This is a genomic window from Salininema proteolyticum, assembly GCF_042685645.1.
Taxonomy (GTDB): Bacteria; Actinomycetota; Actinomycetes; order Mycobacteriales; family Micromonosporaceae; genus Salininema; species Salininema proteolyticum.
Genome location: NZ_JBHUNX010000001.1, coordinates 4,066,321 through 4,092,166 on the forward strand (window position 1 = coordinate 4,066,321; position 25,846 = coordinate 4,092,166).

The window sequence follows — 25,846 nt, forward strand, 5'->3', positions numbered from 1 at the left end:
CCGCTCAAACCCGGTTCCGGACCGGGGTCCCGTGCTGTTCCGTGTGGCGGGCCGAGCGGTGGACGGTGATGTCGCCGCCGTTGCAGCGGGCGCGGACCGATACGGTGCGGTCGGCGGGTTCGGGGGCTCCGACGGTCTCCAGTCCGTTGCGGACTCGGCCGGTCGAGGACTTGGCGTCCAGCCGGACGGCGGTGCCTTCGGGGACGCCGACCTCTACTGCGCCGACGACGGCGTTCAGGTCGACCGTGCCGGTGCCGATCTCGCCGACGGCGATGTCGCCGCCGAGGCTCTTGACCGCGGCGTCGCCGTCGACTCGACGGATGCGGACGTCCCCGTTGCCGGTGACGTCGGTCCGGTCGGTGGCGTGGTCGAGGACGACCCTGCCGCCGGAGGTCCTCAATCCCGCGGTCGAGGCCCGTCCGACCCGGATGTCGCCGATCGCGGTCTTGAGCCGGCATGCCCCGACCCGGCCTTGGGAGAGGAGCTCGCCCTGCGCCGTGCCGGCCCGGACGTCCGATCCGGTCGGCAGTTCCACCCGCACCCTCACCGCACCGAACTTCTTGGCGAACATGGTGCGGAGCTTGGGGTGCTCGACGGTGAGGACGCCGCCGGAGAAGTCGACATCCACCTTCTCGGCGGCCTCGACGTCCAGTTCGCGGGACGGGTCGACCGGGTGGACCTCGACGACCGTCTCGTCGCGGTCGCCGGCTATGAAGTGGACGTCGCCGAGGACGATGTCGACGGTCGCGGAGATCGGGGCGGGAGTGTAGAAAGTCTGCATGGCGGTGTCTTCCTTTTTCGGTCTGTGCGGGTGGTCGGTTGGTCGCGAGTCCCTCGCGGTGGGACACGCGGCGTGGGTCTTCTGGTTCGTGTCGGTCGCGTCAGCGGCCGGACGGGTTCCTCCGGGCGTCGGCCCCGGCCACCTCGCGGACGGCGTCGGCGATGGCGCGGAAGTCCCTGCGCAGGATCTGGGAGTGGTTACTGGGGACCTTCGCCGAGACGGCGAGGTTCGGGTTCTGTGCGAGGACCGGTTCGAGCGAGGCGCGCCCCGCCTCCATCTCCTCTTCGCCGCCGCCGAGGTTGCCGCCCGTGGCGAGGACGAACCGCAGCGGGCAGGTGACGCGTTCGAGGACGGGGGCGATCGCGGCGCCCTTCTCGTTGACGTCGATGTTGACGTCGGCGTGTTGCGCGGCGGTCATCTTGGCGGCCAGGCCCAGAGGCCGGACCAGCGGCAGCAGCCACCGCATCCCGTGGAAGGTCTTGCGGATGCGCTCGCGGCCCTCCTCGCCGGTCAGGCCGAACGGCATGGCCCCGTCCACGCACACCACTCCGGCGGCGCGCCCCGGGTTCCGCTCGGCCCAGTAGGCCGCCAGCGTCGCGCCGTAGGACCAGCCGACGAGCAGCGGCCGCTCTACTCCGGTGGCCTCGAGGACGGCGTCGATGTCGGTGAGCATCGCTTCGAAGGAGTAGTCCTCCGACCGCTCCGACTTGCCGCGAGCCCGTGCGTCGTAGGTGATGTGGCGGAACTCGGTGCCGAGCTCGGCGGTGACGGGACGCCAGTGGCGGCGGCCGGCGTAGGCGCCGTTCAGGTAGATGACGGGGCGTCCGGGTCCGCCGGTGTCCTCGGCGTCCAGGACGGTGTCGGCGACGGGGATCCTGAGGTGGCGGGTCATGGTGTTCCTCCTGTGTCGGCGGGTGGCCTTCGCGGCTGTTTCCGTGTTGACACCACGGTCTCCCGAGGCCCTTTCACCGGGCTTTCCCCGCGCTGTCACGGTTCCTGTCACGGTGACGGTCCTTCTGAAAACAGCAGGTCAGCGGGAATCTCCGGCGAGTGGGCGGCTGAAAGGGAGGGCGTCGCGGGCGCCGTCGGGGACCGTGCGAGACTGCCGAGAGGATCGAGTGAGACAGGGGTGCACGACATGACCACCGCGCAGTCGGGATGGCGGACCGCTTCGCCAGAGGACCTGGAGGGCCTGGCCCTGGGGAACTTCGGGCACTTCACCTCGATGCAGGTGAGGGGAGGCCGAGCCCGCGGGTTCGCGAAGCACTTGGAGCGGTTGGCCGTGTCCTCCGAGGAGCTGTTCGGCCGGTCCGTTCCCGAGGAGGGCGTCCGGAACGCGGTGGTTGGAGCCCTGGCCGGGCGGCGGGACGCGTCGATACGGGTGACCGTCTTCGGCGGGAATCCCGACCTGGTGGTGTGGGCCAGCGCCGACGAGCCGGCGGAGGCGGGAGGTCCGCTGCGGCTTATGACCGTCGCCCATGTGCGCCCCGCTCCCCACGTCAAACACACGGGCACCTTCGCGCAGACCTACTACGGCAGGAAGGCCCGGGCGGAAGGCTTCAACGACGCCCTCTTCGCGACGGAGAAGGGCCTCGTCAGCGAGACCGCGATCGCGAACGTGGGCTTCTGGGACGGCGCGGCCGTGGTCTGGCCCGAGGCTCCCCAGCTTCCGGGCATCACGATGGCCCTCATCCGGGAAGGCCTGGAGGGCAAGGGCGTTCCCCAGACCCGCAGGCCGGTCGGGCTCGGTGAGATCCGCTCCTTCCACGGCATGTTCGCCTGCAACTCGCTGGGGATCTCGGCGGTAGAAGGGTTGGACGGGCGCCCACTTCCGGTGGACGAGGGACTGATGGAGCTGGTGAACGGCGCTCTGGAGAGCAGGGACTGGGAGGATATCGAGGCCGTCTGAATCCCCGGGTGGCCGTGCGGCTCAGCGTCTCGCCTACCCCCGCGCGGGGCGTTCAACTTCGGCCGCCGCCCGCTGAACGGCCTCTAGGACTCGCCGCACCGCCAAGCGCTCGGCCTTGTCGGGGCGCATCACGGCGGAGATATGGCGCCGCGACGGGATCTCCGCCAACTCCCGCAGCACCACTCCCCCGTCCACGGGAGTGGTGAACCTGGGCAGCACCGCGATGCGGCGGCTTCCGGCGATCAGGGACTCGATCAGCCGGTTGTCCCTGAGACGCTGGACCACCCGCAGCTCGGCGCCGGTCACGCGTTCGACCGCCTGCCGCACGGTGTCGAACGGGAACCCCAGCGGAACACCGATCCAGTCGGAGTCGACCAGGTCCCCGGGGCTGACGGAGTCCTGCGCGGCGAGGGGATGCTCGGCGGCCATGGCTATGTCCAGGGGCTCTCTCACCAGGGGAACGACGGTCAGCCCCTCGGCTCCGGCGGGGCGGACGCTGGTGAAGCTGTGCGCGATGACGATGTCGCTGTCCGCCGCGAGCCCGGCGAACTCGGCCTCGGCTATGTCGAAGTCGCTGCAGCACACCGTGATCGACGTGTCCTCCAAATCGCGCAGGGCCGGGGCCATCAGGAAGGTCGCGGCGCTGGGCAGGGACGCGACGGTGACCGTTCCCGAAGGCTCGCCCCGGAAGGAGTCCCATTGCGCCCGCACGCGTTCCACGGCGGCGGCGACCGACGCCCCGCCCTCGGCGAGGACGCGGCCGGCCTCGGTCAGCCGCAGCCCGCGGCCGTCGGGCTCGACCAGGGCCATCCCGAACTCGCGCTGCGCGGCCTTCAACTGCTGGGAGACGGCCGAAGGCGTTCGGTAAGTGGCCTCGGCCACGGCAGTGACGCTCCCGCGCAGGGCGAACTCGCGGAGGAGCTCGAGGTGATGGACGTCCATGTAGCAATACTACAAAGTAGTTGTAGTAAATTTCGTTTGTGCTTAAGTATGGGAGCGCTCAGCATGGGGACATGCCGTTCCGTCACGTTCTCCTAGCCATGTCCGTGGCCCTCATGTGGGGCCTGAACTTCATCGCCATCGACGCCTCCCTGCAGCACTTCCCCCCGATATTCCTGGTGGCGTTGCGGTTCGCGCTCATCGCCGTTCCGACGATCCTCCTGGTCCCGCGACCGAACGTGCCCACGCGCTGGCTGATCGGCTACGGACTGGGATTCGGCACCCTGCAGTTCCTCTTCCTGTACTGGGGCATGTCCGCCGGCATGCCCGCCGGTCTGGCCTCACTGGTCCTGCAGGCCTCGGGCCCGTTCACGGTGCTCCTCGGCGCGACCTTCCTACGGGAGAGGGTGAGCGGCCGCCAGATGGCGGGAATCCTCGTCGCCGTCGGCGGTCTGGCCCTCGTCGGCTGGTCCCGCGCGGAGAACGCCAGCGTCCTCCCGTTCCTGCTGACCCTGGCCGGAGCCTTCGGCTGGGCGATCGGCAATATCAGCAACCGCCAGGCCAGGCCGGAGAACCCCCTGCACCTGACGCTGTGGATGACGGTCGTCCCGCCGATCCCCATGCTCGCCTTGGCGCTCATCGCCGAAGGTCCCGCGCGAATCGCCACCTCGCTGACCGACTTCGGCGAGCCCGGGGCCGTCGCCGCGCTCGTGGGGCTGGCCTACACGGTCGTCATCGGCACGGTCGTTGGCTCGGGGGTCTGGACGTGGCTCATGGCCCGGCACCCGGCCGGCGTGGTCGCCCCCTTCTCCATGCTGGTGCCGGTCGTGGGCATGACGGCCGCGTGGGTGATCCTCCGCGAGACGGTGACCGTCCCCGAGATCGTCGGCGGCGTCTTCATCGTCGGCGGAGTGCTCTACGGCAGCATGCGGCGCCGAGCGACACCGCGACCCGCCGATCCGGAACCGCTTCCAGAGGACAAGAAGGCGGTGCCGGTCGGCGACTAGCCTCCGCCCGGCACGGGCCCTCGGATCCCCTGACGCTGAAGACCCGTGCCGGGCGAATCGTCTTGGGCGACCGGTAGTCTGCTTCATTGATCGCCCGGCTGCCCGACGATGTGAACGCCGCCACCCTATACTGCCGACTGAGAACTCCTGTCCCGGCTAAAGACAAGGAACTTCCATGAGATCCCCCTTTCGGCAGACCGCCGCCGTCGCGGCCGCGGCAGTCCTCACCGTCGGCCTGAGCGCGTGCGAATCCGAAGGCTCCGGCGAGAGCCCCGCAGACGACACGCTGGACACCGTCAAGTCCTGGGAGAAACCCTGCGAGGCTTTCGGCGACTTCGCCGGATTCGCCGAGTTCACCGGGTTCCAGGGGCTGTCGGACGGCACGGCCGCCATCGACGACGAACTCCTCGACTACGGATCCTCCTGCTCGGCCGAGACCGTGGTGTCGGAGTACCCGGGCGTCTCGCCCTCCCCGGACGCCGAGATCCGCGTGAGCGTCTGGGCCGACGCCGACCCGGAGGACCTCAAGGCCCGGTACGACAACATGAAGGGCCAGTCCGAGGACTACGTCGCCCAACAGGACGACGCCAAGGTCGTCGAAGTCCCCCTCGGCAACGACTCGCACCAGGTCGGCCTGGTCGGAACCGAGTCGTCCTGGGACGAGCCCGCCTCGAACACCACCTTCCTGAACGTCCTGTTCGACGACTGGATGCTGAACGTCGAGGTCCGCCTCGGACGCGACAGCCTCGCGAGCAAGGCGGCCGCCTCGGAGAACGCGGGCGTCCTGGAGGAGCAGGAATGGTACGACGGCGGAAGCGCCGAGGACTACTCCTCGTACTCCTTCACCTATGACGAGTTCGCCGACTGGCTCGCCGCCACGTGGGCGCCCGCCTTCACCGAGAGGATCGAAGGGCTGCTCGCGGAGTAGCGCCCCTGCGGCGCAGAACGACGGCGAGCGCACAGCTGGCGCTCGCCGTCGGAAACCGTGACAGCGGCCCGGGATCGGATCGCCGCCCATAGCGCGACGGAATCCCCTCCCAGGTGCCGCGATCAGGTCACCGCCCGTCTCCGGCCGCCGCGAGGCGAGGCTCTTCGACTGCGTCGGACAGGGGCGCGTCGGTGACACCGTCCCGACCGGCCTCGGTCTCGGCTTCAGTCTCAGCCCCGGTCTCAACGGCACCGTCCTTCGGAATCCAGTACAGGGCGAGGATTCCCGTCGCGGCGCACAGGATCACGGCCAGCCCGATCGACGCGTGCATCCCGGTCATGAACGCCTGCTTCGCCTGGTCCGCCACGGCCGACGCCACCCCGTCGGCCGCCAGGGTCTCGCCGAGAGTCGGGGCGACATCCGGCCCGACCAGGCGGAACACCAATGCGGCGGTGGAGCCGAGGAGGGCGATGCCGAGCGCGGCGCCGATCTCGTTGGACGTCTCGGCGATGGCGGCTGCCGAACCGGCCCTCTCGGACGGGACGGCGGCGACCGCCGTGTCGGCCACCAGCGCGAAGGAGATCCCGTACCCGAACCCGGCCACGACCGTGGAGGCGATGAACCAGCCGATGCCGCCGGACTCCGTGGTGGCCAACAGAAGCGCCAGTCCGCCGGCGATGGTGAAGAGGCAGGTGGCGATGGAGGCCCGCTTCCCGATGCGCTCGGAGAGGGCGGGGGTGTACACGCACATCGCGATCAGCACGGCGGCGCCGGGAAGCGCCAGCAGGGCGGCGGTGAGCACCGGCAGGCCCAGGACGGACTGCAGGTAGATCCCGGTGAGGTAGGCGCCGGCGGCCCATGCGACCAGGGACAGGGCGCCGATGATCACGGCCACGGCGAAGACGCGCTCCTTGAACAACCGGACGTCGACCAGCGGGTTCTCGAGCCCGCTCTGGCGCCGCAGGAACCAGGTCAGCAGGATGACGCCCCCGACCCCGAAGGCCGCGACGGGCAGCGAGAACCCGTAGGCGGCCAGCTCCTTGACCGCGTAGACGGACATGAGGAGGCCACCGGAGGAGAGGACGATGCTCAACACGTCGACGCGTCCCGGCCGTTCGGGCCGGACCTCGCACAGCAACAGCGGAGCGGCGACCAGGAACACCGCCACCACGGGCAGGTTGATCAGGAAGACCGAGCCCCACTCGAAACGGTTGAGCAGGAAACCGCCGATGACGGGCCCCACCGCGAAACCGGCGGCGAAGGTGGCCGCGAAGATGCCGATGGCCCGGGCCCGCAGGCGCGGGTTGGGGAACAGCTCGCTGACCACCGCCATGGCCGAGGGCAGCAGCGTCGCCCCTCCCAGCCCCATCAGGAACCGCGCTCCGATGAGCATCTCGGGGGAGGTCGCGAACGCCCCGGCGGCCGAGGCCGCGCCGAACACCGCCGCTCCGGCGATGAGGAAGCGTCGGCGGCCGAAACGGTCGCCCAGGTTGCCGAAAGCGATCAGCAGGGAACCGACGATGAAGCCGTAGATGTCCAGAATCCACAGCGCCTGGTCCGCGGTCGGCCCCAAAGCCTCGGTGACCGACGGCATGGCCAGATAGAGGACGGAGCCGTCCATGGACACGAGGAGGACGGGGGCGAGGACGACGAGAAGGCCGATCCAGGCTCGGGCCGGGGCGCGGCCCTCGGCCGCCGAAGCGGCGCGGGCATCAGGTTTTTCGCTCATGCCAACGATCTTCGCCGCGTTCCGGGACGGGTACCAGCCTCTGTCGTGGGTACACCTGACAGGTGCAGGCAGGCCGGACCGATCCGGCTTAGAGTGGGAAGCGTGAATATCGACAGCCTCGGAGCATTTCTCAAGAGCCGCCGCGACCGCGTCACGCCGGACGCCGTAGGGCTGCGTCCCTTCGGCACCTCGCGTCGGGTGCCTGGACTTCGCCGCGAAGAGCTGGCGCAGCTGGCGGGCATGAGCGTCGGTTATTACACGCGTTTGGAGCAGGACCACCGCGGCACCGCGTCCGACCAGGTACTGGACGCGCTCGCCCGTGTCCTGCGCCTGAGCGACGCCGAGGCGACGCACCTGCGGAACCTCTCCCGTCACCCCGCCGAGCCACGGCTGCGGCGGCCCGAGCCCGAGACGCCCGACGCGCGCGTCATGACGCTCCTGCACTCCCTGCACGACAGCCTTCCGGCCGTCGTTCTGGGCCGCCGGGGCGACGTTCTGGCGTGGAACCGCGCGGGACATGCGCTCATGGCGGGCCACCTGAGCTTCCAGGCGCCGTTCGAAGAAGAGACGCGGCCGTCGATCCCGCACATGTTCTTCCTGGACGAGCGGCACCGGAACCTGTACCGGAACTGGGAGGAGCTCGCCCACACGCACGCGGGGTACCTGCGTCTGACCGCTGGACGGTACCCCACCGACGCCCGTCTGGCCGAGCTGATCGGCGGGCTGGCGATGCGCAGCCCGGACTTCACGTCGCTGTGGGCGACGGGGGACGTGGCCGACTGCACGGCCGGTCCGATGCGGTTGCGGCACCCGGAGATCGGGGATGTGGATCTGGAGTACCAGGTCTGGCTCCAGCCCGACTGCCCCGACCACCGCCTGGAGGTCTACACGCCCGGGGATCCGGCGTCGAGCGATGCGTTGAAGCTCCTGGACAGCGTTTAGAAAGGCGTAAGGCCGGAACGCCGCCGATTCGCTGGGAGGTGTCGTTCCACAGCGCGCGTTGGTGTTCAGACTAAAACAAGTCCGACTTTCGAACCATGAGCGCATACTCGGTATCATGTCGGGATGACCTCTCTTTTGAAACGCCCGGCCGTCTGGATCGCGGGCGTGTACGCACTACTCGTCATGTACGGCACCTACCTGGAGATCCGCGACGTCATCAACGGGCCCTACGCCATTTCGCCGGGCATGCACCTCTTCTTCGCCTGCTATCCGATTTCCGGCGTACTGGTGTCCCTGAGGAGCATGCTCGACATCAGCGTCCGGGGAACCGCTGACGCCATCGGGACAATGCTGGTCGCCGGAGTGATACAGACCGTTCTCATCTACAGAATCACCGCGTTCTTCACAAGGCTCTTCCGCAGGAAGGACACGCAGAGGAGCGGCTGAACCGTCGGTGGGAAGGGAACCAGGCGTACGCTCCCCGACAGGGCGTCCACACCTCGCCGAATCGGAGCCCGCAGTTAAAGGGAGAACCGCACATCGCTCCGACTTGAACCGAGCCGGGGGAGTTCATCCGATACCGTGCTCCGTATGCGACAACTGCTAACCTTCGTCCGCGGACTATTCGTCCTGATATCCATCGCATCGGTTCTCCTGGCATTGTGGAACGGCCTCTTCGCTTCATACGGCGACGGTCCGCTGACGTTCTCAATGGCAAACCCTGAATCCTCGAGCTTCATCTGGTTGGCGGTCGCTGCGGCACTGGTCTCGTTGGCCATCAGTCCAATGCTGCCGCGTCCGACCGACGACGGCTGACACGTCCTCGACGCACCTAGAGAATGCCCGCCCGTAGTGCCGGATAACCGTCAGCCCCTTGCCCATCGGCGATGTCTGAAACCTAATTCCCCTGACGGATCTCGCGATGGTGCGCCGCAGGGGAAATTCCGCTATGGTGCGAGAGAGGATGGGCCGTCCGAGCCCCTCGCCCTCGAGAACAAGGGACCGCCATGCCCGACCACTTCCTTCCCTCAGTCCTCCTGGCCTTGGTCACCGTCCTTATAAGCCTGGCCGTCATATGGACGGTCGCCTGGTTCTTCGCCAAGGTCGTCCGCTGGCCCTCTCAGAAATCCGTCACGGCCTGGGTCCGTCGGGCCGAACACAATCCGAACGCCTCAGGGCCGGCCACGCCCCGGTTCATCATCCTTATGCTCGGCCTCTTCCTGCCGGCGTTCCTCGGGTTCGGCATCTCCTTGAGATTCAACGGACCCGACCCAATACCCGAGTACATCGGCGTCGTGATCGAAGAGGGGCCCTGCCACAGCGGCGCATGGGAATTGTGGTGGCTGCACCGGTGCGAGGCGACCGTCGCAGTCGACGACGGGGTGCCGACCTCCCAAGGTGACAACGGGTCCGGTGCGCCCGGTACTCGGGATGACAGAGAATCCGGCACTCAGACCGCACGGGGCGACAGTGAACCCGGTGCCCCGGCCGAGCCGGTGACGGTCACGCTCCTGTCCCGCCATCCCGTCGCCGTCGGCGACATGGTGGGCCTGGAGATCCGGGTCGACGAGGACTCGTGGGACCCCGTCGGCTACGAATGGGACCTCATGAGCGAGTCCGATCGGCCGTCCCTCTTCTGGGGAGCCCTCGCCGGCTGGCTGATCGCGCTGGCGCTGTCCTTCCAGGCCGGGCTCTGGTGGAAGTACTCGCGCCCGCGCCCCTCCCGCCCGGTGTAGGGCCCACCGCCGTGACATGTCAGGCGGCTGCGCACCTATAGGTCCCCATTGGTTCTCTTACCGGTACCGGTCCACGCGCAAGGACATGAAAGTGCCGCCCGCAAGGGAATCTCGAAAAATCACGCGCAAGCCGTAACCCGCCCGCAACGGCCCTCGTTGTATACGAAGAACGCAGTCGGGTGGCGCGGCGGAACCTCCCCGCCGCGCTCCCACAGATCCGGACGTGACACTCTCGCGTCATCCGGCTCCTGCAACACCGGTCAGCGTGCCATTCTCGTCACCCAACGCCAATGCTCGAAATAGGCGGGGTACTCCTCGACGACTTGACACCAGCGGCGGATAAACCGCTTCCAGCTCCGAAACCGTCGATACTTTTTCCTCACCCACTTCGCCAGCATCGCGTTCAACTGTCCCAGAAGCGGATAGAGCTCGGAGCGACCGAATGACCCGTAATAGTTCATCCAGCCCCGAACGATCGGGTTGACCAACCGGGCGATCTCATCGAACCCCCGATCGGTTCGCCTGCCGATCCGCCAAGACCGCATCACCTGCGACATCCGTTTACGCGCCGCTCTACTGACAGCAGGCGAAAACGTCGTCATCCGCTCCCCGTCCCGGCGCCATCCTCCCGGCCTGCACCGGAAATCGAACCCCAGGAAAGTAAACGACCGCGGGCCACTCCATCGAACGTCGCGGTCATTTCCGCAGTAGACGATACGAGTCTTCTCCGGATGGAGCCGCAAACCCACCTCGGTCATCCTCACCTCCAGCGAAGCCAGGACTTTCTCCGCCTGACGCTGCGAAACGCAGTGAATCACCACGTCATCGGCGTAACGCTCGAACATGACCATCGGATGGGCACGTTCCAGCCAGGAATCCAGCGCCCAGTGCAGGAACAGGTTCGCCAACACCGGCGAGACCGGTCCCCCTTGCGCCAGCCCCCGTTCACGCGGTGCAACATCCCCGTCGGCATCGATGACCTCGCAGGCCAGCCAGCGGCGCACATAAAGCACCACCCAAGACGGAAGCCCAAGGGCCTCCACCGCCTTCACCAGCAGGTTCCAGTCCACCTCGTCGAAGAACGAGGCGATATCAACATCGACCACCCAAGACCGTGACCAGCACCGATCCCGGCAAACCTTCACGGCCTCCTTCGCTGAACGGCCCGGTCGAAACCCGTAGGAGTCGGAGTGAAACAGAGGTTCCACCACCTCCTCAACACGCTTCGCCACCACCGTCTGAGCGATCCTGTCGGCCACAACAGGTATGCCGAGAACCCGCCGACCACTGCCTGCGGGCTTCGGTATGGACACCGACCGAACCGGCTTAGGGAAATACGATCCCGACGCCATGCGATTCCAGATCTTGTACAGGCCTCCCTGCAGTGTCTTCGCATCACGACCGAAATCGTCGATCCCCACGCCGTCGGCTCCGGCGGCTCCGCCGTTACGGGCCACCGCCAACCAGGCGGCCCATACCTCCTCCCGGGACACGTCAAAAGGCTTCCCGGTCGCTGACCGTGATTCACTCACGGGGTTCCTCCCATCGCTGGTTGACCCAGTAATCTGAATCTGTATTGCCGGTCCCCTTCGCTCCACTCCCACCGCGCCAGCAAGAGGTTCGCCACTACTACGAGACCGTCCGCAATCCCCTGCCCGCATCGGTACTCGATTCCTCGCCGGCTAAGGCTCGGAACACTCCCTTCGCATCGAGCGAGGATCTTCCCACGTTCCATGCAGCCGCAGCAGACTGCGTTCACGCCCCCTTTACGCCGGATGCCGCCTGGCCAGTAAACGGGTTTCTGCCAGACTCCTCCCAGCCTCTTTTCGACAGGCCGGTTTTGACATCAGTTCAACGCTTTTCGACGCTTCAAACAGGGCCCCAGCCAGAGTCTCTGACACTGGATTTCACGCAACGTCTCCGCAGTCCCCACCTGACAGCTCAACGCTGCCTTCTAAACGTATCGCTCACCACAGTCCCGTTACCGGTCATGCAGCATACGCCGGTTTGAGACCCCCTCCCGAAAGGCGATCTCGGAGGGCCAACCTCCATCAGCTACACAGCACCTCGAAAACAGTTACATCACCACCTTCGAGTCCGTGGCACACCGAAAAGGGCGCCCAGGCCCTATGTCACCAAACATACCTGGACGCCCGCACCAAAAAGCCTGCGCAGCAGGCTAGAAAGCGGATCGATCGTACCATGAACGAGACCCTAGTGGCTGCATGCCGCGACCTCCCCGTCGACGGCCGAGCCGGAACCTTCCTCTTCGCCCTCAGCACCTACGCCGATGCCGAGGGCCGCGTCCCCCGCACACCGAACTCGCTGCTGGCGAAGGCCGCCCGCATGTCCGTGCGCACATTGCAGCGGGCCGTCGCCGACCTCGTCGAGGCCGGACTCATCGTCCGCCACCGACGCCACAACCGGCCGAACGCCTTCACCCTCCTGATGGACAAGATCCTGGGTCGGCACAGGCCACTCGGCAGGACGGCGACCGGGCCAGTCCCAGCCGTCGAATCCGGCGAACAGGCTATTCCGCGCCAGCCGACAGTCGACAAGTCGAACGACGCCCCTGCCGCCGAAAGGCACGCCGAACCGAGCGATTCCCCTGCGGCGTTGGGCATTGGGGACGAACCGGAATCAGCGCACCGCACGCACTCCGAAGCCACACTCCTGCTCGGTGAGCGGTGGGAGATCCGGGGCGACGGGCTGAACCGCCTCGCGGCGCTCGTAGAGCCCCTCACGGAGGCGGGATGGACGGCGGCGGCCCTCGCCAAGGCCGTCGGGGAACGCACCGACGACGTCAAGCATCCCTTCGGCGTCCTTAAGCACCGGATGGGCCTGATCGCCAAGAGGCGGCCTCCGCGCGGCGACGGCGAAACGCCTCGGAGGCGGTACACGTGCTGGACCTGCGGTGTTCCCACCGAGGAGGCGTCGCACAAATGCCGTGGCTGTGCGGAGGAACGCCCCGAACGGAAGAAGCCCGGCAGCAGGCGAGTCCACTGGCGCGAGATCGCCGATGCCATCAACTCCGTCGCCGACGACAGATCCGCCTTCCCCGACGAGGACCGTTAGGCCCGTCGATCACAGGGCGAGCTTATAACCCTCGTGGGTGGCCTCGAAGCCCAGGCGGTCGTAGAAGCGGTGGGCGTCCGACCGCTTCTTGTCGGACGTCAGTTGGACCAGGACGCAGCCGCGTCGGCGCGCCTCGTCCACGGCCCAGCGGATGAGCGTACCGCCCAAGCCTTGGCCCCGCGCCGTGCCGGCGACGCGCACGCCCTCGATCTGCGCTCGCAGGGCTCCGCCCCGGGACATGCCCGGCAGGAAGGAGAGCTGGAGCGTACCGACGATCTCGCCGTCCCGTTCGGCCACGGCCAGGAACTCCGAGGGGTCGGAGTCGATCGCCGCGAAGGCGGACCGGTAGGCGCTCAGGTCGTCCGGGGACTCCCGCGTCGAGCCGATCGCGTCATCGGTCAGCATGGCGACGATAGGGGCGATGTCGGCCTCCACGGCGCGGCGGATGTCGATGTCGGTCATGGGTTCTCCTTCTTGCGGGCCGCCCGCCGGCGAGGGGCTCCCGTGGTGTTCGTAGCCGCCGGAAGAAGTCAGGTTGGGCTCGACCTTCCCGACCGTTCACGACGGGCCTTCAGAGGGGATTGTATATCGCACCCCCGCAGCTGTATTCGTGAGAATTCAGAAACGAGACGGGGTGAAGCGACGCGGCGCGACTGCTCGCAGGTCCTCGCAGAGATGGCCGCCGCCCCCCAGAGGGCCAAGAGGTCCTTCCACCCGATTTCGAACCAATGGAGTCGGTTCCCGGCACTTCAACCCTCTAGAACTAAAGCCCCCTGTTAATCGAACCGGCAATCCGCGCCAGTCGTTCACCTCTTTATACTAGAAAATTCTTCTATAAGATATCGTCATCGCAGGTACGTCACCCTACGATCGAAACATGCTCCTCCGTGTCCACCCTTCGCGGATCCAGCTTCGCTATTACTGCGTCGAGACCACCTGGTTCGGAAGGAGAACCACAGCGGCCTACCGCGAAGCCCGCCGTCCGGCCAAGGGCGCTCCCCCGATCGAGCACCGCTTCAAATGCCCCCACTGCCGCCGCCCCGTCGCCTTCGCCGTCCGAAGCGTACGAGCCGCGAAGACCCGCAAGATCGGCCTGGCGTTGCTGGCGACCGCCGCCGCCACCGTCGACCTCCTCGTCCTGGCCGAGATGGAGTACAACGACGGAATCGGCATCTGGACCGCCTTCATGGCCCTCATCGCCGCTGCCGTCTGGGCCACGGGAAAGGCGGTGCTCTATGACGGAGTCACGCGACGCCCCGGATCTGCGCATCGCGTTCACGTCCGCCCCGTCTATGACCAGAAACTGCAGGGCCTCGGGCTCATCGACATGTGAACGGGCCGTCGGAGGGCCACCGGACCGACACGTCGAAACCCCGACTTTCGCCATGTTCACCGTCCCTTCCGGCACCCGCTCACCCCCGTTTCCCCCAATCGAATCGGTTTCTCTTGCCTCGCAATGATTTGGGGTTTGCCTTCGTCGCATTTGGGTGAGATTCTCGACTGGTCGAACCCCATCGATCCCCAGGAGAGACCTTGACGATGAAGAAACGCCTACTGATCGCCCTCGCCGCCGTCGGCGCGATGATCGCGCTCGCCGGCGCACCCGCCACCGCCGTGGAACCGACCCGGTCGACGACTGACTCCTCCGACGTCGCCCCGAATCTCACCCAGTGCTCCTACGAAGTGATCTCCAGCGGACTGAACTTCCGCACTCGGCCCGACACCTCGGCGCCCAGCGAGTTCTACGCCTCGAAGGGATTCACCATCCACGGGTACTGCGAGTCCGTCTCCGGCGGAACCTACACCGACTGCACCGGAGGCAGCAGCACCTACTGGAGGGAGTCCAAGTCCGGGTGGTACTTCGCCCGGGAATGCGTCAAGTTCCTCGGCACCGGCTGGAAATAGCCCGCACAGATGCCCAGGCCATGACACTCCATAGGTGAGATCCGGAGTCCGCCCGCACCGCGGCGGGCTCCTTTGCGTCAGAGCACAAGTATTGAGCGACTTCGCGACATCCGCTAGTCGTACATCGCGAAGACCTTCTCCCGGTTGTCCGCCTCCTTCTGCAGGTAGTCCCGGTACTCCTCCTCGTCGAGCACGATGACCGTCAGGTGCGGGTCGGCCAGGAACTCGAACGTGCGGTTGCCGGCGGGCGGGTTCGGCGCCGTGGCATTGCATGTGAGGTCGGCGGACTTGTTGTAGCCGATCGTCACGGACCCCGCGCAGCCCGAGGAGTCCACCTGCACCCCGTCCCGAGTGACGTCGAAGGTGTACTCGACGATAGCCGCCCCGTCGGCGTTCGAAGCCGAACCGAGATAGGTGATGGTGACCCGCAGGACGAAGGTGCAGGCGGTCGGGGAGCAGACGTTCGGATTGCGCAGTTCCTTGGTGGCCACGTGGATCTTCGGGTCGGCGGCGTTCTCGACCGTCTCCAGCTTCTCCCGGAAGTCGTAGTAGAACTTCTCCCCGCGTTCGCGGGCGATAGGCAGGAGCAGGAAGACGCCGGCCCCGAAGGCGGCGGCCTCGCCGAACTCGATCCGCAAGAGGGAGAGGCCGTCCGAGTCGTCCTCCGCCAAGTAGTACGTGGCGTCTTCGACGGTGACGGGTACGGCGCTGCGGCCGTCGACGTCCACTGTGTCGCCGACCGAGGCGTCCCCGTTCGACAACGCCTCCTCGATCCGAGCGGCGACGGCGGGCGGCGCCAGCACGTCGGACAGGTTGAGCCCCAGGGCGTCGGCGGGCAGCATGAGGGGCATCCCCTCGTACATGCCGGGATCCTCCACCTCTATGCCCAGGCTTCCCCAGGAGCCCGACTCGCTCCAGACGAACTCGTCGCCGTCCATGGCGAGGTAGTCGAACTCCTCGCCGTCCGGAGCGGTGAGGGTCCCCATCGCCTCACCGGTGTTGGTGACCTCGATGTCCACTTCGACAGGCCCCTCGCCGGCGGGGCCGTCGCCGTCCGGGCCGTCCAGGCTCCCGGTGTACTGGATGGCCGGAGAGCCCTCCAATTCCGGGGCCGTGGCTTCGAGCCTCTCGGCATCGTCGCCTCCGGTTCCACTCGTGCACCCGGCGACCAGGGCGCCCACGGTGAGTACGACGAGGGCGGAGGCCGAACGACCGGCCCTCGAAAAATGGAAGGTATTTCTATTTCTCATACTGCTCACTGTATCCGCCTGGTGCCCTAGCACACACCCGGTAAAATGAGGCATGTCGATTACTAGTTCGTTTGCGCGAAACAGCCGCCGGGCACTGGCGGCGGGGGCCGCCGCCACGCTACTCCTCACCGCCGCCGCGTGCGGGGAAGAGGAGAAGGAAGACCCTCCGGAGGAGAAGGCGGGCCCGGAGCAGACCGTCGTCCTCGAGGCCGAGTCCGACTACGGCTTCCCGATGACGATTTCGTATTCAGGACACGCCTTCTCCGACGGAGAGGAGTCCATGGGCTTCGAGTCCGAGCGGGATCTGGCGTCCATGTCCCCGTGGTCGGAGACCTTCGAGCTGAACGGCGACAAGCCATTCGTCACCCTGACCGTGGAAGGCGCCGGCTGCGGCGGCCGCGCCCTCGAAGGAGGCGCCTGCGAGAAGGGCGCCATCCCCGACGAGGAGGAGATCGAGGGAACCGGAACGGTGACCTGCCGAATCACCGTCAACGACGAGGTCGTCGCCGAGGAATCGTACACCTATCCCACGATCATCCCGGTCACGTGCCTCACCAGCGTGGAATGACGCCGATGTTCGAACGGCGGGAGCGGTCAGGTCGACCGGGCGCGCCAGTGCAGGCCGGCGCCCTCCTGCGGCAGCGTCCACGCGTCCTCGCAGGAGACGCAGCGGGGACCGGACCGCCGTCCGTTCTGAACGCTCCATTCACTCCCGGCGTGGACGCGGATCTGCTCGCCGTCGCGGTCGCACCGTGATCGCAGGCTGTGGCAGGAAGGGCACATCGGCGAGGACCGCCGGGTCAGCGAGAACTCGTGCGGGAAAAGCGCGGCGAGGATGCGATCGCACCAGAGCGTCAGGAACCGCTCGAACTCGACGCCGAGGACGGGCTCCGGGTCGACCTTGGCCGCTATGTCGCGCAGCAGCATCGACAGGGCGGTGACCGGAGCGCCCTGCGTCGTGTCCAGAGGAAGACCGACTCGTTCGGCCCACTCCGCCGACTGCGTGTGGAGCGCATGGAACAAGGCGGGTGACAAGTCGGCCGAACGCTCGCCCGCGGACGCGCGGGCAGCTTCGGCCACATTGGAATGCAGAAGGGACAGCAGGGAGGGGGCCCGGCGCCCGATCCCGTCGCGAGGGGCGACCGAGCGGGGACGGGTCAGTTCGTCGAGAGGGCTCGCCGGTTTCTCGGCCATATGACGGTCGCCGGAAGGGGCGCAGTCGTCCACGGTCTTCCTTTCACTGTAAGCCGAACTAAAAGAATGTGCTGGGCGAAATCCGCTGAGGCGGGAGGCGCGACCGCGAGAGGCGGTCACCGTTGCTCCAAACGGGAGAGCTGCCGAAGGGCATCCTCATAGGAAAGACGGTCGGTGCGGCGGAGCCGGTCGACGTCCAGGTGGAGCAGGTAGGGCGAAAGCAGGATCTCCTGGGCGCGCCGATCCTCCCCGTCGCAGAGGGCGCCGGCGGGGACGATCATCTCCCAGCGCGGCGCGAAGGAGCGTCCGAACCCGAGGTCGAGTTCGAGTCCGAGGTCCGCGATCTCGAGGATGGTCAGATGGGTGGTCGCGGCGTCATCGAGGCGCGAGTACGCCGCGGGCCTGATCAGCGCGAGCGGGGTGCCCGCCGTGGGCGGAACGGGCCCGTTGTGCGAGATGAAGAGGTGCGGCGGATCCTCGGCCATGTCCGAGCCCGGCATCCAGTGGTAGCGGTAGGCGAGGGCATGCGGGCGGTCGGACTCGCCCCTGCCGAGGAGCAGGTTGGCGCCGTGGAGGAGTCCAGGATAGTCGCGCACCATCCTGACGGCGTCGGGGTGGCGGCGGATTCCGAAGAGCTCGCGGGCCCTGCGGGCGCGCTGGGACAGGGACTTGCGGGTCTTGATGCCTGCGGTCGACAACGGTCCTCCTTCTCCACCGGGGTGCCACGCGCCACCCGAGTGGAGTGAATTCCCGTATCCCACATCGGTTGACTTGTCCTGTGCTGAGATCTCGTGGAAAGGCCCCTGTGGGGCCTGATTGCCGCCGCGCCCGCCATTCCGGACGACAGGGAAAGGGCATTTGCGTGGAATCCCCGACGTGGCGCCCACGGACCGCCACGGAAATCGACTGTAGCAGTGGCGAAACGACGACGCAAGCCGTCTTCGTATTCGGTCACATTAGCCCAATGTGCCTGACGGCCAGGGGGTTCAGTAGTGATCAGTCCATTACTACTTTTGCGTAGAAAGATATCGAGGCAGGACGGAAAGGCAGTATGGCCGTATGGTTTCCGCCCGATCCCCCAGGGGCCATTCGTAAACCGAGTAACTGTGCTCGTGTCGCGTTTAACACCCGGGAAAGGTTACGGCCCGAAGCCTGTCGACATGCCGACAGACCTTCTATGCGGCGAAGACTGTGTCGCTTCACTCGAACGGGGGATGGAATTCCCTGGATGGAGTCCGGGGTCACCAAGCGTAGAGGAAGCGGCGGCCCCTCATCGGGTCAAATCGCGGAATCTCGTCATCGCGGATGGACGTATGGCGGGCGGCCCCCGCGGCAGCACCGGAATCATTCACCGTCAATGCGCTCCACGAGCTGGGAGATCCCGCCGTCGGGCCGCCAAGGTTCGATAAGCCCCTCGTCCGTCCAGGCTTCCATGAGGTCCCAGACGAGTTCGTGCGCGAGAACCAGGGTCCACTCCCGATGGTCGAGGTCGCCCAGGCCGTCCAAGACCGGTTCCTCCGACAAGGCTTGCGCGATAGGAGCGCAGAGCTCGACCGCGAGGCCGTGGAGCCGGTGCGACGGCCCGATCGCGGGCACGGGGAGCTCGCCGCCCTCGCGCCAACGCCGAATCTCTCCGGAAGCCATGCTCTCGCGAACGGCGGGCACGGTCTCCCGCGTCCAGACTATGACGAGGGTCCGGCCTTCGCGGTGTTCCTCGTTGACTCCGGCCGCTCCCTCACGCGGCGGATACACCGCCCAGAAGGCGCCGTTCCACAACGGCCGCTCCACACTGAGACCCGTGTCCGGCACCGCCCCTTCCCGGCGAAGCCCGTCCCAGAGAAGGCCGTCGACGGCATAGCCGAAGACGACGGGATACACATGATTCGGGAAGCCGTCCTCGCGGAGTTCCTCCGCCATGGCGGCGACGGTGTCCCCCGTCCGGGCCGCGAGCTCCCTGGCCATCTCCCCCGAGCGACTCCGGACGCGGCCCGTCGCGTCGCCTCCGATAACGGGGAAGGACACCTTGAAGCGGTCCCCGTCACGGTGGACCAGGCGGTAGAGCTCGAAGAGCCGCAGACGGCTCTCCACCGCCGTGAACCCCCTTCGGCGGAGGTCCTCCGCCGTGCTCCAGTACCTCAGGGCGTTGAGGAGGACGCCGTTGCCGTCCATCCCCACGACATCGTGCGGGGTGCTCCTGGCCCCGAGGGCGAAGGCGTGCAAGCCCCACTGGGAGAGGTCTTCAGGCTCCATGGCCCCATTCTCTCAGCAGGGCACGACATCAGCCCTTGCGGGAGTCGCGGATCTCCGCGCGCTTGGCCAGTCGGTGGCGACGCCGGATCTCCGCCTCGTTGAAACGGCGCTCGTCATCGCCGGTCTCGAGCGTCACCGGCGGCACCCGGCGCGGTTTGCCGGCCTCGTCCACGGCCACCATGACCAGATAGGCGGTGGCGACGTGGACCGGCGGCACCGAGGAGTCCCAACGGTCGGCCGTCACCTGGACGCCGACTTCCATGGACGTCTCGCCCGCCCAGTTCAGCCGGGCGTTGAGGTGGACGATGTCGCCGACGCGCACCGGCGCCAGGAAGGCCATCTCGTCCATGGTCGCGGTCACCGCGTAACCCCCGGAGTGGCGGGCGGAGACCACCCCGGCGGCGGAGTCGACCAGCTTCATGATGATCCCGCCGTGCACAGTGCCCATCAGGTTGGTCTCGTGGTCGCTCATGATCTGCGAGAGTGTCAGCTCTGATTCGCGGACAGGCTTCGCCGCGAGCGTGTCGATGGAGGTCAACTTGCTTCCCCTCGAAGTAGTCGTCAGGCGTACGGGATCTCCGCACGCACCGGCGGCAGGTCTTCGGGCTCGCGGGCGCCTGCACGAAGCAGTCCTACTGTCCGCCGCTTCCCGGGCTTCAGCCCAGTGCCTCTGGCGGAGGTCGTTCCCGCTGACCGCTGCGGGGGCAGCTCCGGATTCCCACCGGATTCCCTCTTTCAGTCCGTCGTCGGACCGCCGGTGGCTCCGAGTCTATCCAGGCGGGCGGGGAGGGACAATATGACGTTCGTCGGTCGCGCGGGCCGGGGCGCCCCGCAGAGCGCGCTGGGAACGGGAGGTCTCGGTCTGCCGTCCGGGCGGATCGGCCGGCGCGAACGGTTGAAATTCGCTCGGACACGCGTCGCCTCCCACCACTGCCGGACTTTGTGGACCAGAATCGGGAGGTATGAGTCGCATTCTGATCGCTCTGACCTCTGTCCTGGCCACGGTCCTCATCGCCTCGCCCGCGTCCGCGGCCGAGGAGGCGCCCCGCGCGAGCGCGTCGTTCAACGGGGAGGTCCTCCAGGTCGCCTACGCGGGAGACCGGGTCTTCGCCGCCGGAGAGTTCACCCACGGCCTGGACACCGACGGCGTGTACCGCCGCCGCGACCACCTCGCGGCCGTGTCCGCCGCGACAGGCCGCCTCCTGCCCTTCCGCGCCGACATCGACGGCACCGTGCACGAGGTCGCCGCCACCGGCGACCACCTCTACATCGGCGGGCAATTCCGCCGGATCGACGGGCACTACCTGCCCAAGGCCGCGCGGTTCGACCTGGCCACCGGCGAGGTCGACACGGGCTGGCGGCCCCGCCCTTCGGGGGCGGTGTTCGCGATCGAGCCGGCCGGCGACACGGTCTACCTGGGCGGCCGGTTCGGCCAGGTCGCGGGCGAGCCGTCCCCGAGACTGGCCGCGGTGTCGGCCGACTCGGGCGCGCCCGTGGAGGCGTTCACGCCGTCGGTGGAGGACGGGGCGATCCGCGACCTCGCCTCGGACGGCGATCGCCTCTACGCCGTGGGCGCGTTCCGGTCCGTCGACGGGGACTCCTCGCTGCGGCACTTCGCCGCCGTCGACCGGGAGACCGGGCGGGCCGACGGTTCCTTCCGTCCGGGCCTGACGGCCCTCGCGTACCAGTTGACCGTCCATGAGGGATCGCTCTACCTGGCCGTCGACGGGCGTGGCGGCAGCCTCGTCTCCTACTCGACGTCGGGGCGGTTGAAGTGGTCGGTGGCGGCCGACGGCGGTTTGCAGGCCGTGGCCGTCGACGGGGACACCGTCGTCGCCGGGGGCCACTTCGACCGCGTCTGCCGGATGAAGGCGCCCGCCGTCGGCGAGTGCTACGCGGGCAAGGTGCGGCGGGGGAAGCTCTTCGCCGTGGACCTTTCGGGCGGGCTGCGGGACTGGAATCCACATGCCGACTCGGCGGTGGGGGTCCATGCGCTGGCGGCCGCTCCCGGGGCGTCGGGGTTCGCGGCGGGCGGGGCCTTCCTGACGTTCGGCGACGGGGCCGTCCCGCAGAGGGCCTTCGCGCTGTTCGACTGAGATAGGGGCGCCGACCGGAGCGGTCACACTCCGGCGTAGTACTCGACCAGCTTGGCGACGGAGACGACGGCGAACCCGGTCATCACGATCGGCACCATCGGCAGGCGTCCGGCGAAGTGGAACATGCGGTGGTCGAACGCCCGGCGTTCCCCGTCCGACGCCCCTACGGTGAAGATGATCTGCGCCGCCCGCTCCGAGTAGCCGCTCTGGCGGAGGCGCCGCACCCGTGGAAGGTTCCCACCGACGAGAAGGTGCAGGAGGAAGAAGGGCAGGTAGGCGAACGCGAACCACGCGGGGATTCCGAATCCGCCGAATATCGTCAACGGCACTGCCGCCACGCCGAGGGCGTACACGGCGAAGTAGCTGACGGGCCCCAGCCGGACCACCCACCGGGTGTAGGCCGCCTGCCGCCGTTCCAGCGGCCAGGCCTCGTTCAACGGCACGCCGAAGTGGTCGCCGGCCAGGTAGTCGGTGATGGTCAGGTTCTTCCGCAACAGGCGCTCCGCGAACCCGGGCGGACGCGACCGCAGCAACGATGCGGGGCCGTCCTCCTCTCCCGGTTTGGAGCTTCGCCTCGTGAAAGCGTTGAGTTCCTCCATGTCCTCGTTCATCGCCTTGAGCTCGTCGGCTAGCTGCCGGAACTGTGAGGGCCTCTTGAACCAGACGTTCCAGATCACGACGACGATGCACAGGAGGGGGATCGTGTTCTGCAGGCGGTACAGGTATTCCTGCTCGAACGGTGGTATCAGGATGAGCGCCGATCCGACGACGGTCGCGATGATGGCGGTCAAGGCCCTGTTCCGCAACTCGTTGCGCGAGCGCCATTCTTCGGGGAAGCCGAGGCCCTCCGACCCGGGTTGCGGCTGGTGTCCGGCCCGTTCGAGTTCCTTTCGGTCCGCTCCGTGGAGGTCGGCGGGCGTGCCTTGCGAGTCGAGGATGCTCTCGATCAGGCCGTCGAAGCGCGCGATCTGCCTGTCAAGGCGTTTCAGGCCGTGCCGGTGGGCATCTCGCGCCAAAAAGGTCAAACTGATCGCGCCCCGGGCCGTTTCTTCGCGTCTCTCGCGGTCTGCCGAGGGACTGTGTTCGGCGACGCCGGCCAGGGCCATGGCGAGGAACAGGAACCCCGGGCTTCCCCACCGTTCCTCCGCCGACCCCCGGGCGCCCATATGGGCCGCCCGCGCCGCCACCTCGTCGAAGGACAGTTCCGGCGACACGCGGGTGGCGGTGAGCAACAGCAGTGCCTCGCCGTGCGCCTTGACGTCGAAGACGCGATCGTCCTCCTCCATGTCCTCGATGAGCTCCAGGCTGTCCAGAAGGGCCCGAACCGCGATCACATGGCGTCGCGCGAGCGCCAGGTCGACCGCGTACTGGAGCTGGTTTCGCGCCACGGCCAGGCGTTTGTCGTCCTCGGACGGGAATTCGCACTTGGCGACCAGAGTGACCATGGCCGCGGAGAGGTGCGCGGCGTCCGAGGCGTGTCCGCTTCCGGACAGGGCGGTGTGCATGAAGTCCACGAGTTGGAGCAGCTCGGGAAGGTCCGCGTCGCCCGCGTCCGCCGCGTGCTCGACGGCTCGCAGGCACTGTTCCAGCGCGGCGGACGACTTCTCGCGGTCGCCCAGCGGGCTTCGCGAGCGGACCTCTTCGACCAGCAATTGGAGGAGCCATTCCCGCGACTCGTCGAAGCCTCCCTCTCTCCGGTACCGATCCCGCACGGAGACAGCGGACTCCAGCACTTCCTCGGCCTTGTCGCGGTCGCCGCGTTCCACGAGGTCCGCGGTGGCCCGCATCGCGAAGAAAACGTACCAGGGCAGGTAGAGGGAGTCGAGGTCCTTGCGTTCCTTCTCCACCGCGTGCAGGCGCCGGATGAGGGCGGACTCCAGGCGGTCGTGGCGGCCGAGGGCCGACAGCGTGCCCCAGAGACGGTAGTTGCCCGCGGGGCTTCGCGAGGTGTCGACGGGGAGGGCGTCCACCTCGGCGGCGAGCGCGTCGACGCATCCCGGGGCGTCGTCCGCGAGGATGTCGAGGAAGAAGGCCATGCGTTCGGCCTCCTCGTCGTACACCGCGCCGGACTCGAGGCACGCGGCCGCTATCGCGGCGAAGTCGCCGTGGTGGCGGACGAAGGCGGTGGCGACCGCGTCCGGTTCGATCGCCCGGAATCGGCCGTCGGTTTCGCCGACGGTGTAGAGCCCGGAGAGAACGTCGACCAGGTACTCGCGGTCGGCGGATGTCAGGTCGTCCAGGCCTGGGAGGTGTTCGGCCTGAGCGAGCAGGACTTCCCGTGTGGGCTCGGTCAGGGTGACGGCGGTGGCGAGCCGGGCGACGCACTTCCGCCATTGCGGGGGCAGTCCGTTGCCGTCGGCGTCGCGGTACAGGCCGTAGCGCCGGGTCTCCCGGTGGACGAGCCGCCGCAGGAGGTTCTCGCGCCGGTCGCCGGGTTCGTCCTGGTCGACGGAGTCGCCCTGGACTTCGAGGAGTGCGGCGACCAGAATCTCCAGCGGGAGTCGGAACTCGGTGGGAGAGGCCGGTGCGACGGCCTGTTCGCGGCCGTGGATCTCGCCGTAGGAGGCACGCGCCGCGCGGAGTACCTGTTGAGCGGTAGTGTCGTCGAACGGTTCCAGTGCCAGGGAGCCGGTCTCGGGCGTGGGCGGGAGGCCGGGGCCCCCGAACAGGGTGTCCAGTTCGATGTCGGTGCGGCTGAGCAGAAGCAGGCGGACCGACGCGTGCAGGCCGCGGCGGGATCGGAGGTCGAGGAGGTTGTGCAGGAGTCGGTTCAGGCGGTCCGCGGAGTGCTCGGCGTAGTCCACGGCGAGGACGGTGGGCCTGTCGGGGTTCCACTCGCTCAGGATCCGCCGGGCGCTTCTCGTGTCGGCGAACTGGAACTCCCATGCGCCGCCTGCGGTCAGGCGGCGGCCCCATTCGGTGGCGAGGCGGGACTTGCCGACGCCCGCGGGGCCGTGGAGGACGCGCACGGACACGTCGGGCGCCGCGGGGTATGCCTTCGGGCACCATTCGTCCAGGTCGTCTAGGATCACGCGTCGGTTTTCGTCGCAGACGAACGGTACGGCCTCATTGGAGTCCCTGAGGAGCTCGAGGTCGTTTCCCTGGAGGTCGGACGGGTGCGGCGGGGCGCGGTGGAGGAAGGGGCCGGCGACGGGGGTCACCGGTTCGAAGTCGAGGCCGATTCCGGTCTGGCGGATCGCCCGGGCGATGGCCGGGGCGGAGACGGCGTTCAGGCGGTCCTGCCAGCCGACGTGCTTCTGGTTGACGATGGCGACGAGAGAACCGTCGCCGTCCATGACGGGCGCGCCGGACAGTCCGGTCCACCCCTTGGGTTCGGAGGTCGTCCGGTGCAGCACGTCGAAGGCGACGGTTTCCGCCGTGCTCACTGTGGCGGTGCCTTCGATGGTCTCCAGGGGCTTCGCGTCGGACGTCTTGCTGGCGATCGGATATCCGACGACGCGGGCGCCGTTGAGGTAGGCGTCGACCGGATAGGCCGCGGCGACGGTGGCGGCGCCGGTCTCGATCGGACGGTCGAGTTCGAGCAGTGCGGCGTCCACCCCCGGCAGCGGGCGGACCACTGCTTCGCGGTCATCGACTGCGAGGCGCGCGGCTGTCGCCGCGCGGTGGGAGGCGGTGAGGACGTGGTCGGGGGCGACGAGGACTCCGGTCATCACGTGGCTCGGGTTCTCGGCGTCCGCGTCGTCGGCCCAGACGTCGACCCGGACGACGTTCGCCGGCGGCCGGTAGTAGTCGGGTCCGGCCATGGCGCCCTAGACCTCTCCGGCGAGATCGAGCGGTCCTTCCCCGTCCTCGTCCCTGGTGAGCGGTTCGATGGTCAGCGAAAGCCGGTGCGTCGAGGCCTTGGCCCGATCGGCCGAGGCGGAGGCGTCGACGACCTTCCACAGGCTGACCCCGGCCTTTCCGCCGGCCGAGGAGGTGGTCTCGACGGCGAGGTCCAGGTGGATCTCCTTGACGCGCAGTCCCAGGGAGTCGTCGGCGTCGTCGAGCGACTCCACCAGGTCGTTGCGCAGTGCGGAGATCGCGTCTTTGAGAGGTATCGATGGATTCGCCATGGCCCCATGGTAGTGGCTTGCGTCTCGCCGTA

The 25,846-nt window shown here is 68.0% G+C and carries 25 protein-coding genes and 1 riboswitch; of the genes, 12 read left to right on the plus strand and 13 right to left on the minus strand.

Annotated elements, in window-relative coordinates; translation table 11 throughout:
- Nucleotides 1-4: 4 nt before the first annotated feature.
- Nucleotides 5-781, minus strand: a complete 777-nt coding sequence (locus ACFTE1_RS18730; protein ID WP_380623552.1) for a DUF4097 family beta strand repeat-containing protein — start codon at nt 779-781, stop codon at nt 5-7.
- A 100-nt stretch (nt 782-881) separates the two neighbouring features.
- Nucleotides 882-1,673: an alpha/beta fold hydrolase gene (locus ACFTE1_RS18735; protein ID WP_380623550.1), complete on the minus strand. Its 792-nt coding sequence runs from the start codon at nt 1,671-1,673 to the stop codon at nt 882-884.
- A gap of 246 nt (nt 1,674-1,919) precedes the next feature.
- Here ACFTE1_RS18735 and ACFTE1_RS18740 point away from each other — a divergent pair, with 246 nt between their 5' ends.
- Nucleotides 1,920-2,690 (plus strand): aminotransferase class IV, encoded by a 771-nt coding sequence (locus ACFTE1_RS18740; protein WP_380623548.1) that lies wholly within the window; start codon nt 1,920-1,922, stop codon nt 2,688-2,690.
- Nucleotides 2,691-2,723: 33 nt separating this feature from the next.
- Here ACFTE1_RS18740 and ACFTE1_RS18745 read toward each other — a convergent pair whose 3' ends face one another.
- The gene (locus ACFTE1_RS18745; RefSeq protein ID WP_380623546.1) at nt 2,724-3,632 is read right to left on the minus strand and encodes a LysR family transcriptional regulator; all 909 of its coding nucleotides are present in this window, start codon (nt 3,630-3,632) and stop codon (nt 2,724-2,726) included.
- Between the two features lie 71 nt (nt 3,633-3,703).
- Here ACFTE1_RS18745 and ACFTE1_RS18750 point away from each other — a divergent pair, with 71 nt between their 5' ends.
- Together ACFTE1_RS18750 and ACFTE1_RS18755 are read left to right on the plus strand one after the other, a co-directional pair.
- The gene (locus tag ACFTE1_RS18750) at nt 3,704-4,636 is read left to right on the plus strand and encodes an EamA family transporter (protein ID WP_380623544.1); all 933 of its coding nucleotides are present in this window, start codon (nt 3,704-3,706) and stop codon (nt 4,634-4,636) included.
- Nucleotides 4,637-4,811: 175 nt separating this feature from the next.
- Nucleotides 4,812-5,564, plus strand: a complete 753-nt coding sequence (locus tag ACFTE1_RS18755) for a hypothetical protein (protein ID WP_380623542.1) — start codon at nt 4,812-4,814, stop codon at nt 5,562-5,564.
- A gap of 127 nt (nt 5,565-5,691) precedes the next feature.
- On the opposite strand, the gene ACFTE1_RS18760 is transcribed toward ACFTE1_RS18755, so the two are convergent.
- A complete protein-coding gene (locus tag ACFTE1_RS18760; RefSeq protein ID WP_380623540.1) occupies nt 5,692-7,293 on the minus strand; it encodes an MFS transporter in 1,602 nt (533 codons plus the stop codon).
- 102 nt (nt 7,294-7,395) lie between these two features.
- Here ACFTE1_RS18760 and ACFTE1_RS18765 point away from each other — a divergent pair, with 102 nt between their 5' ends.
- The 4 genes from ACFTE1_RS18765 (at nt 7,396) to ACFTE1_RS18780 (ending at nt 9,971) form a co-directional block, all read left to right on the plus strand.
- Nucleotides 7,396-8,235, plus strand: a complete 840-nt coding sequence (locus tag ACFTE1_RS18765; RefSeq protein WP_380623538.1) for a helix-turn-helix transcriptional regulator — start codon at nt 7,396-7,398, stop codon at nt 8,233-8,235.
- Between the two features lie 123 nt (nt 8,236-8,358).
- On the plus strand, nt 8,359-8,682 hold the full coding sequence (locus ACFTE1_RS18770) for a hypothetical protein (protein WP_380623536.1): 324 nt from the start codon (nt 8,359-8,361) through the stop codon (nt 8,680-8,682).
- Between the two features lie 144 nt (nt 8,683-8,826).
- Nucleotides 8,827-9,051 (plus strand): hypothetical protein, encoded by a 225-nt coding sequence (locus ACFTE1_RS18775; protein WP_380623534.1) that lies wholly within the window; start codon nt 8,827-8,829, stop codon nt 9,049-9,051.
- 191 nt (nt 9,052-9,242) lie between these two features.
- The gene (locus tag ACFTE1_RS18780) at nt 9,243-9,971 is read left to right on the plus strand and encodes a hypothetical protein (protein ID WP_380623532.1); all 729 of its coding nucleotides are present in this window, start codon (nt 9,243-9,245) and stop codon (nt 9,969-9,971) included.
- A 260-nt stretch (nt 9,972-10,231) separates the two neighbouring features.
- On the opposite strand, the gene ltrA is transcribed toward ACFTE1_RS18780, so the two are convergent.
- Entirely contained in the window at nt 10,232-11,464 is a 1,233-nt protein-coding gene (ltrA, locus tag ACFTE1_RS18785; protein ID WP_380618290.1) for a group II intron reverse transcriptase/maturase, read from the minus strand.
- Between the two features lie 709 nt (nt 11,465-12,173).
- On the opposite strand from ltrA, the gene ACFTE1_RS18790 reads away from it, so the two are divergent.
- Complete coding sequence (locus ACFTE1_RS18790) at nt 12,174-13,046, plus strand: hypothetical protein (RefSeq protein ID WP_380619407.1); 873 nt, start codon at nt 12,174-12,176, stop codon at nt 13,044-13,046.
- A 9-nt stretch (nt 13,047-13,055) separates the two neighbouring features.
- Here ACFTE1_RS18790 and ACFTE1_RS18795 read toward each other — a convergent pair whose 3' ends face one another.
- Nucleotides 13,056-13,508 (minus strand): GNAT family N-acetyltransferase, encoded by a 453-nt coding sequence (locus tag ACFTE1_RS18795; RefSeq protein ID WP_380619409.1) that lies wholly within the window; start codon nt 13,506-13,508, stop codon nt 13,056-13,058.
- A 415-nt stretch (nt 13,509-13,923) separates the two neighbouring features.
- Between ACFTE1_RS18795 and ACFTE1_RS18800 the strand changes: the two genes are divergently transcribed.
- Both ACFTE1_RS18800 and ACFTE1_RS18805 read left to right on the plus strand, forming a co-directional pair.
- Entirely contained in the window at nt 13,924-14,379 is a 456-nt protein-coding gene (locus tag ACFTE1_RS18800; RefSeq protein ID WP_380619411.1) for a hypothetical protein, read from the plus strand.
- A gap of 206 nt (nt 14,380-14,585) precedes the next feature.
- Complete coding sequence (locus tag ACFTE1_RS18805) at nt 14,586-14,951, plus strand: hypothetical protein (protein WP_380619413.1); 366 nt, start codon at nt 14,586-14,588, stop codon at nt 14,949-14,951.
- Nucleotides 14,952-15,064: 113 nt separating this feature from the next.
- On the opposite strand, the gene ACFTE1_RS18810 is transcribed toward ACFTE1_RS18805, so the two are convergent.
- Nucleotides 15,065-16,201, minus strand: a complete 1,137-nt coding sequence (locus tag ACFTE1_RS18810; RefSeq protein WP_380619415.1) for a hypothetical protein — start codon at nt 16,199-16,201, stop codon at nt 15,065-15,067.
- Nucleotides 16,202-16,253: 52 nt separating this feature from the next.
- Between ACFTE1_RS18810 and ACFTE1_RS18815 the strand changes: the two genes are divergently transcribed.
- On the plus strand, nt 16,254-16,769 hold the full coding sequence (locus ACFTE1_RS18815) for a hypothetical protein (protein ID WP_380619417.1): 516 nt from the start codon (nt 16,254-16,256) through the stop codon (nt 16,767-16,769).
- A 26-nt stretch (nt 16,770-16,795) separates the two neighbouring features.
- Here ACFTE1_RS18815 and ACFTE1_RS18820 read toward each other — a convergent pair whose 3' ends face one another.
- The 4 genes from ACFTE1_RS18820 to ACFTE1_RS18835 form a co-directional block, all read right to left on the minus strand.
- Nucleotides 16,796-17,428: a hypothetical protein gene (locus ACFTE1_RS18820; RefSeq protein WP_380619419.1), complete on the minus strand. Its 633-nt coding sequence runs from the start codon at nt 17,426-17,428 to the stop codon at nt 16,796-16,798.
- An 83-nt stretch (nt 17,429-17,511) separates the two neighbouring features.
- Complete coding sequence (locus ACFTE1_RS18825) at nt 17,512-18,093, minus strand: hypothetical protein (protein ID WP_380619421.1); 582 nt, start codon at nt 18,091-18,093, stop codon at nt 17,512-17,514.
- Nucleotides 18,094-18,739: 646 nt separating this feature from the next.
- Entirely contained in the window at nt 18,740-19,645 is a 906-nt protein-coding gene (locus tag ACFTE1_RS18830) for a hypothetical protein (protein ID WP_380619423.1), read from the minus strand.
- 28 nt (nt 19,646-19,673) lie between these two features.
- Nucleotides 19,674-20,117, minus strand: coding sequence for an acyl-CoA thioesterase (locus ACFTE1_RS18835; RefSeq protein WP_380619819.1), 444 nt, complete (start codon nt 20,115-20,117; stop codon nt 19,674-19,676).
- 103 nt (nt 20,118-20,220) lie between these two features.
- Nucleotides 20,221-20,416, minus strand: a riboswitch (cobalamin riboswitch).
- Between the two features lie 191 nt (nt 20,417-20,607).
- On the opposite strand from ACFTE1_RS18835, the gene ACFTE1_RS18840 reads away from it, so the two are divergent.
- The gene (locus ACFTE1_RS18840; RefSeq protein ID WP_380619425.1) at nt 20,608-21,741 is read left to right on the plus strand and encodes a hypothetical protein; all 1,134 of its coding nucleotides are present in this window, start codon (nt 20,608-20,610) and stop codon (nt 21,739-21,741) included.
- 23 nt (nt 21,742-21,764) lie between these two features.
- On the opposite strand, the gene ACFTE1_RS18845 is transcribed toward ACFTE1_RS18840, so the two are convergent.
- On the minus strand, nt 21,765-25,505 hold the full coding sequence (locus tag ACFTE1_RS18845; RefSeq protein WP_380619427.1) for a trypsin-like serine peptidase: 3,741 nt from the start codon (nt 25,503-25,505) through the stop codon (nt 21,765-21,767).
- A gap of 6 nt (nt 25,506-25,511) precedes the next feature.
- The gene (locus ACFTE1_RS18850; protein ID WP_380619429.1) at nt 25,512-25,814 is read right to left on the minus strand and encodes a trypco2 family protein; all 303 of its coding nucleotides are present in this window, start codon (nt 25,812-25,814) and stop codon (nt 25,512-25,514) included.
- Nucleotides 25,815-25,846 lie beyond the last annotated feature (32 nt).

Bases quoted from the DNA above. Each gene is read 5' to 3' on its own strand.
- ACFTE1_RS18800 (WP_380619411.1), top strand. From the start codon at position 13,924: ATGCTCCTCCGTGTCCACCCTTCGCGGATCCAGCTTCGCTATTACTGC.
- ACFTE1_RS18730 (WP_380623552.1), bottom strand. From the start codon at position 781: ATGCAGACTTTCTACACTCCCGCCCCGATCTCCGCGACCGTCGACATC.
- ACFTE1_RS18835 (WP_380619819.1), bottom strand. From the start codon at position 20,117: ATGAGCGACCACGAGACCAACCTGATGGGCACTGTGCACGGCGGGATC.
- ACFTE1_RS18805 (WP_380619413.1), top strand. From the start codon at position 14,586: ATGAAGAAACGCCTACTGATCGCCCTCGCCGCCGTCGGCGCGATGATC.
- ACFTE1_RS18790 (WP_380619407.1), top strand. From the start codon at position 12,174: ATGAACGAGACCCTAGTGGCTGCATGCCGCGACCTCCCCGTCGACGGC.
- ACFTE1_RS18840 (WP_380619425.1), top strand. From the start codon at position 20,608: ATGAGTCGCATTCTGATCGCTCTGACCTCTGTCCTGGCCACGGTCCTC.
- ACFTE1_RS18830 (WP_380619423.1), bottom strand. From the start codon at position 19,645: ATGGAGCCTGAAGACCTCTCCCAGTGGGGCTTGCACGCCTTCGCCCTC.
- ACFTE1_RS18815 (WP_380619417.1), top strand. From the start codon at position 16,254: ATGTCGATTACTAGTTCGTTTGCGCGAAACAGCCGCCGGGCACTGGCG.
- ACFTE1_RS18740 (WP_380623548.1), top strand. From the start codon at position 1,920: ATGACCACCGCGCAGTCGGGATGGCGGACCGCTTCGCCAGAGGACCTG.
- ACFTE1_RS18845 (WP_380619427.1), bottom strand. From the start codon at position 25,505: ATGGCCGGACCCGACTACTACCGGCCGCCGGCGAACGTCGTCCGGGTC.
- ACFTE1_RS18735 (WP_380623550.1), bottom strand. From the start codon at position 1,673: ATGACCCGCCACCTCAGGATCCCCGTCGCCGACACCGTCCTGGACGCC.
- ACFTE1_RS18770 (WP_380623536.1), top strand. From the start codon at position 8,359: ATGACCTCTCTTTTGAAACGCCCGGCCGTCTGGATCGCGGGCGTGTAC.
- ACFTE1_RS18780 (WP_380623532.1), top strand. From the start codon at position 9,243: ATGCCCGACCACTTCCTTCCCTCAGTCCTCCTGGCCTTGGTCACCGTC.
- ACFTE1_RS18810 (WP_380619415.1), bottom strand. From the start codon at position 16,201: ATGAGAAATAGAAATACCTTCCATTTTTCGAGGGCCGGTCGTTCGGCC.
- ACFTE1_RS18745 (WP_380623546.1), bottom strand. From the start codon at position 3,632: ATGGACGTCCATCACCTCGAGCTCCTCCGCGAGTTCGCCCTGCGCGGG.
- ACFTE1_RS18755 (WP_380623542.1), top strand. From the start codon at position 4,812: ATGAGATCCCCCTTTCGGCAGACCGCCGCCGTCGCGGCCGCGGCAGTC.
- ACFTE1_RS18760 (WP_380623540.1), bottom strand. From the start codon at position 7,293: ATGAGCGAAAAACCTGATGCCCGCGCCGCTTCGGCGGCCGAGGGCCGC.
- ACFTE1_RS18775 (WP_380623534.1), top strand. From the start codon at position 8,827: ATGCGACAACTGCTAACCTTCGTCCGCGGACTATTCGTCCTGATATCC.
- ACFTE1_RS18850 (WP_380619429.1), bottom strand. From the start codon at position 25,814: ATGGCGAATCCATCGATACCTCTCAAAGACGCGATCTCCGCACTGCGC.
- ACFTE1_RS18795 (WP_380619409.1), bottom strand. From the start codon at position 13,508: ATGACCGACATCGACATCCGCCGCGCCGTGGAGGCCGACATCGCCCCT.
- ACFTE1_RS18750 (WP_380623544.1), top strand. From the start codon at position 3,704: ATGCCGTTCCGTCACGTTCTCCTAGCCATGTCCGTGGCCCTCATGTGG.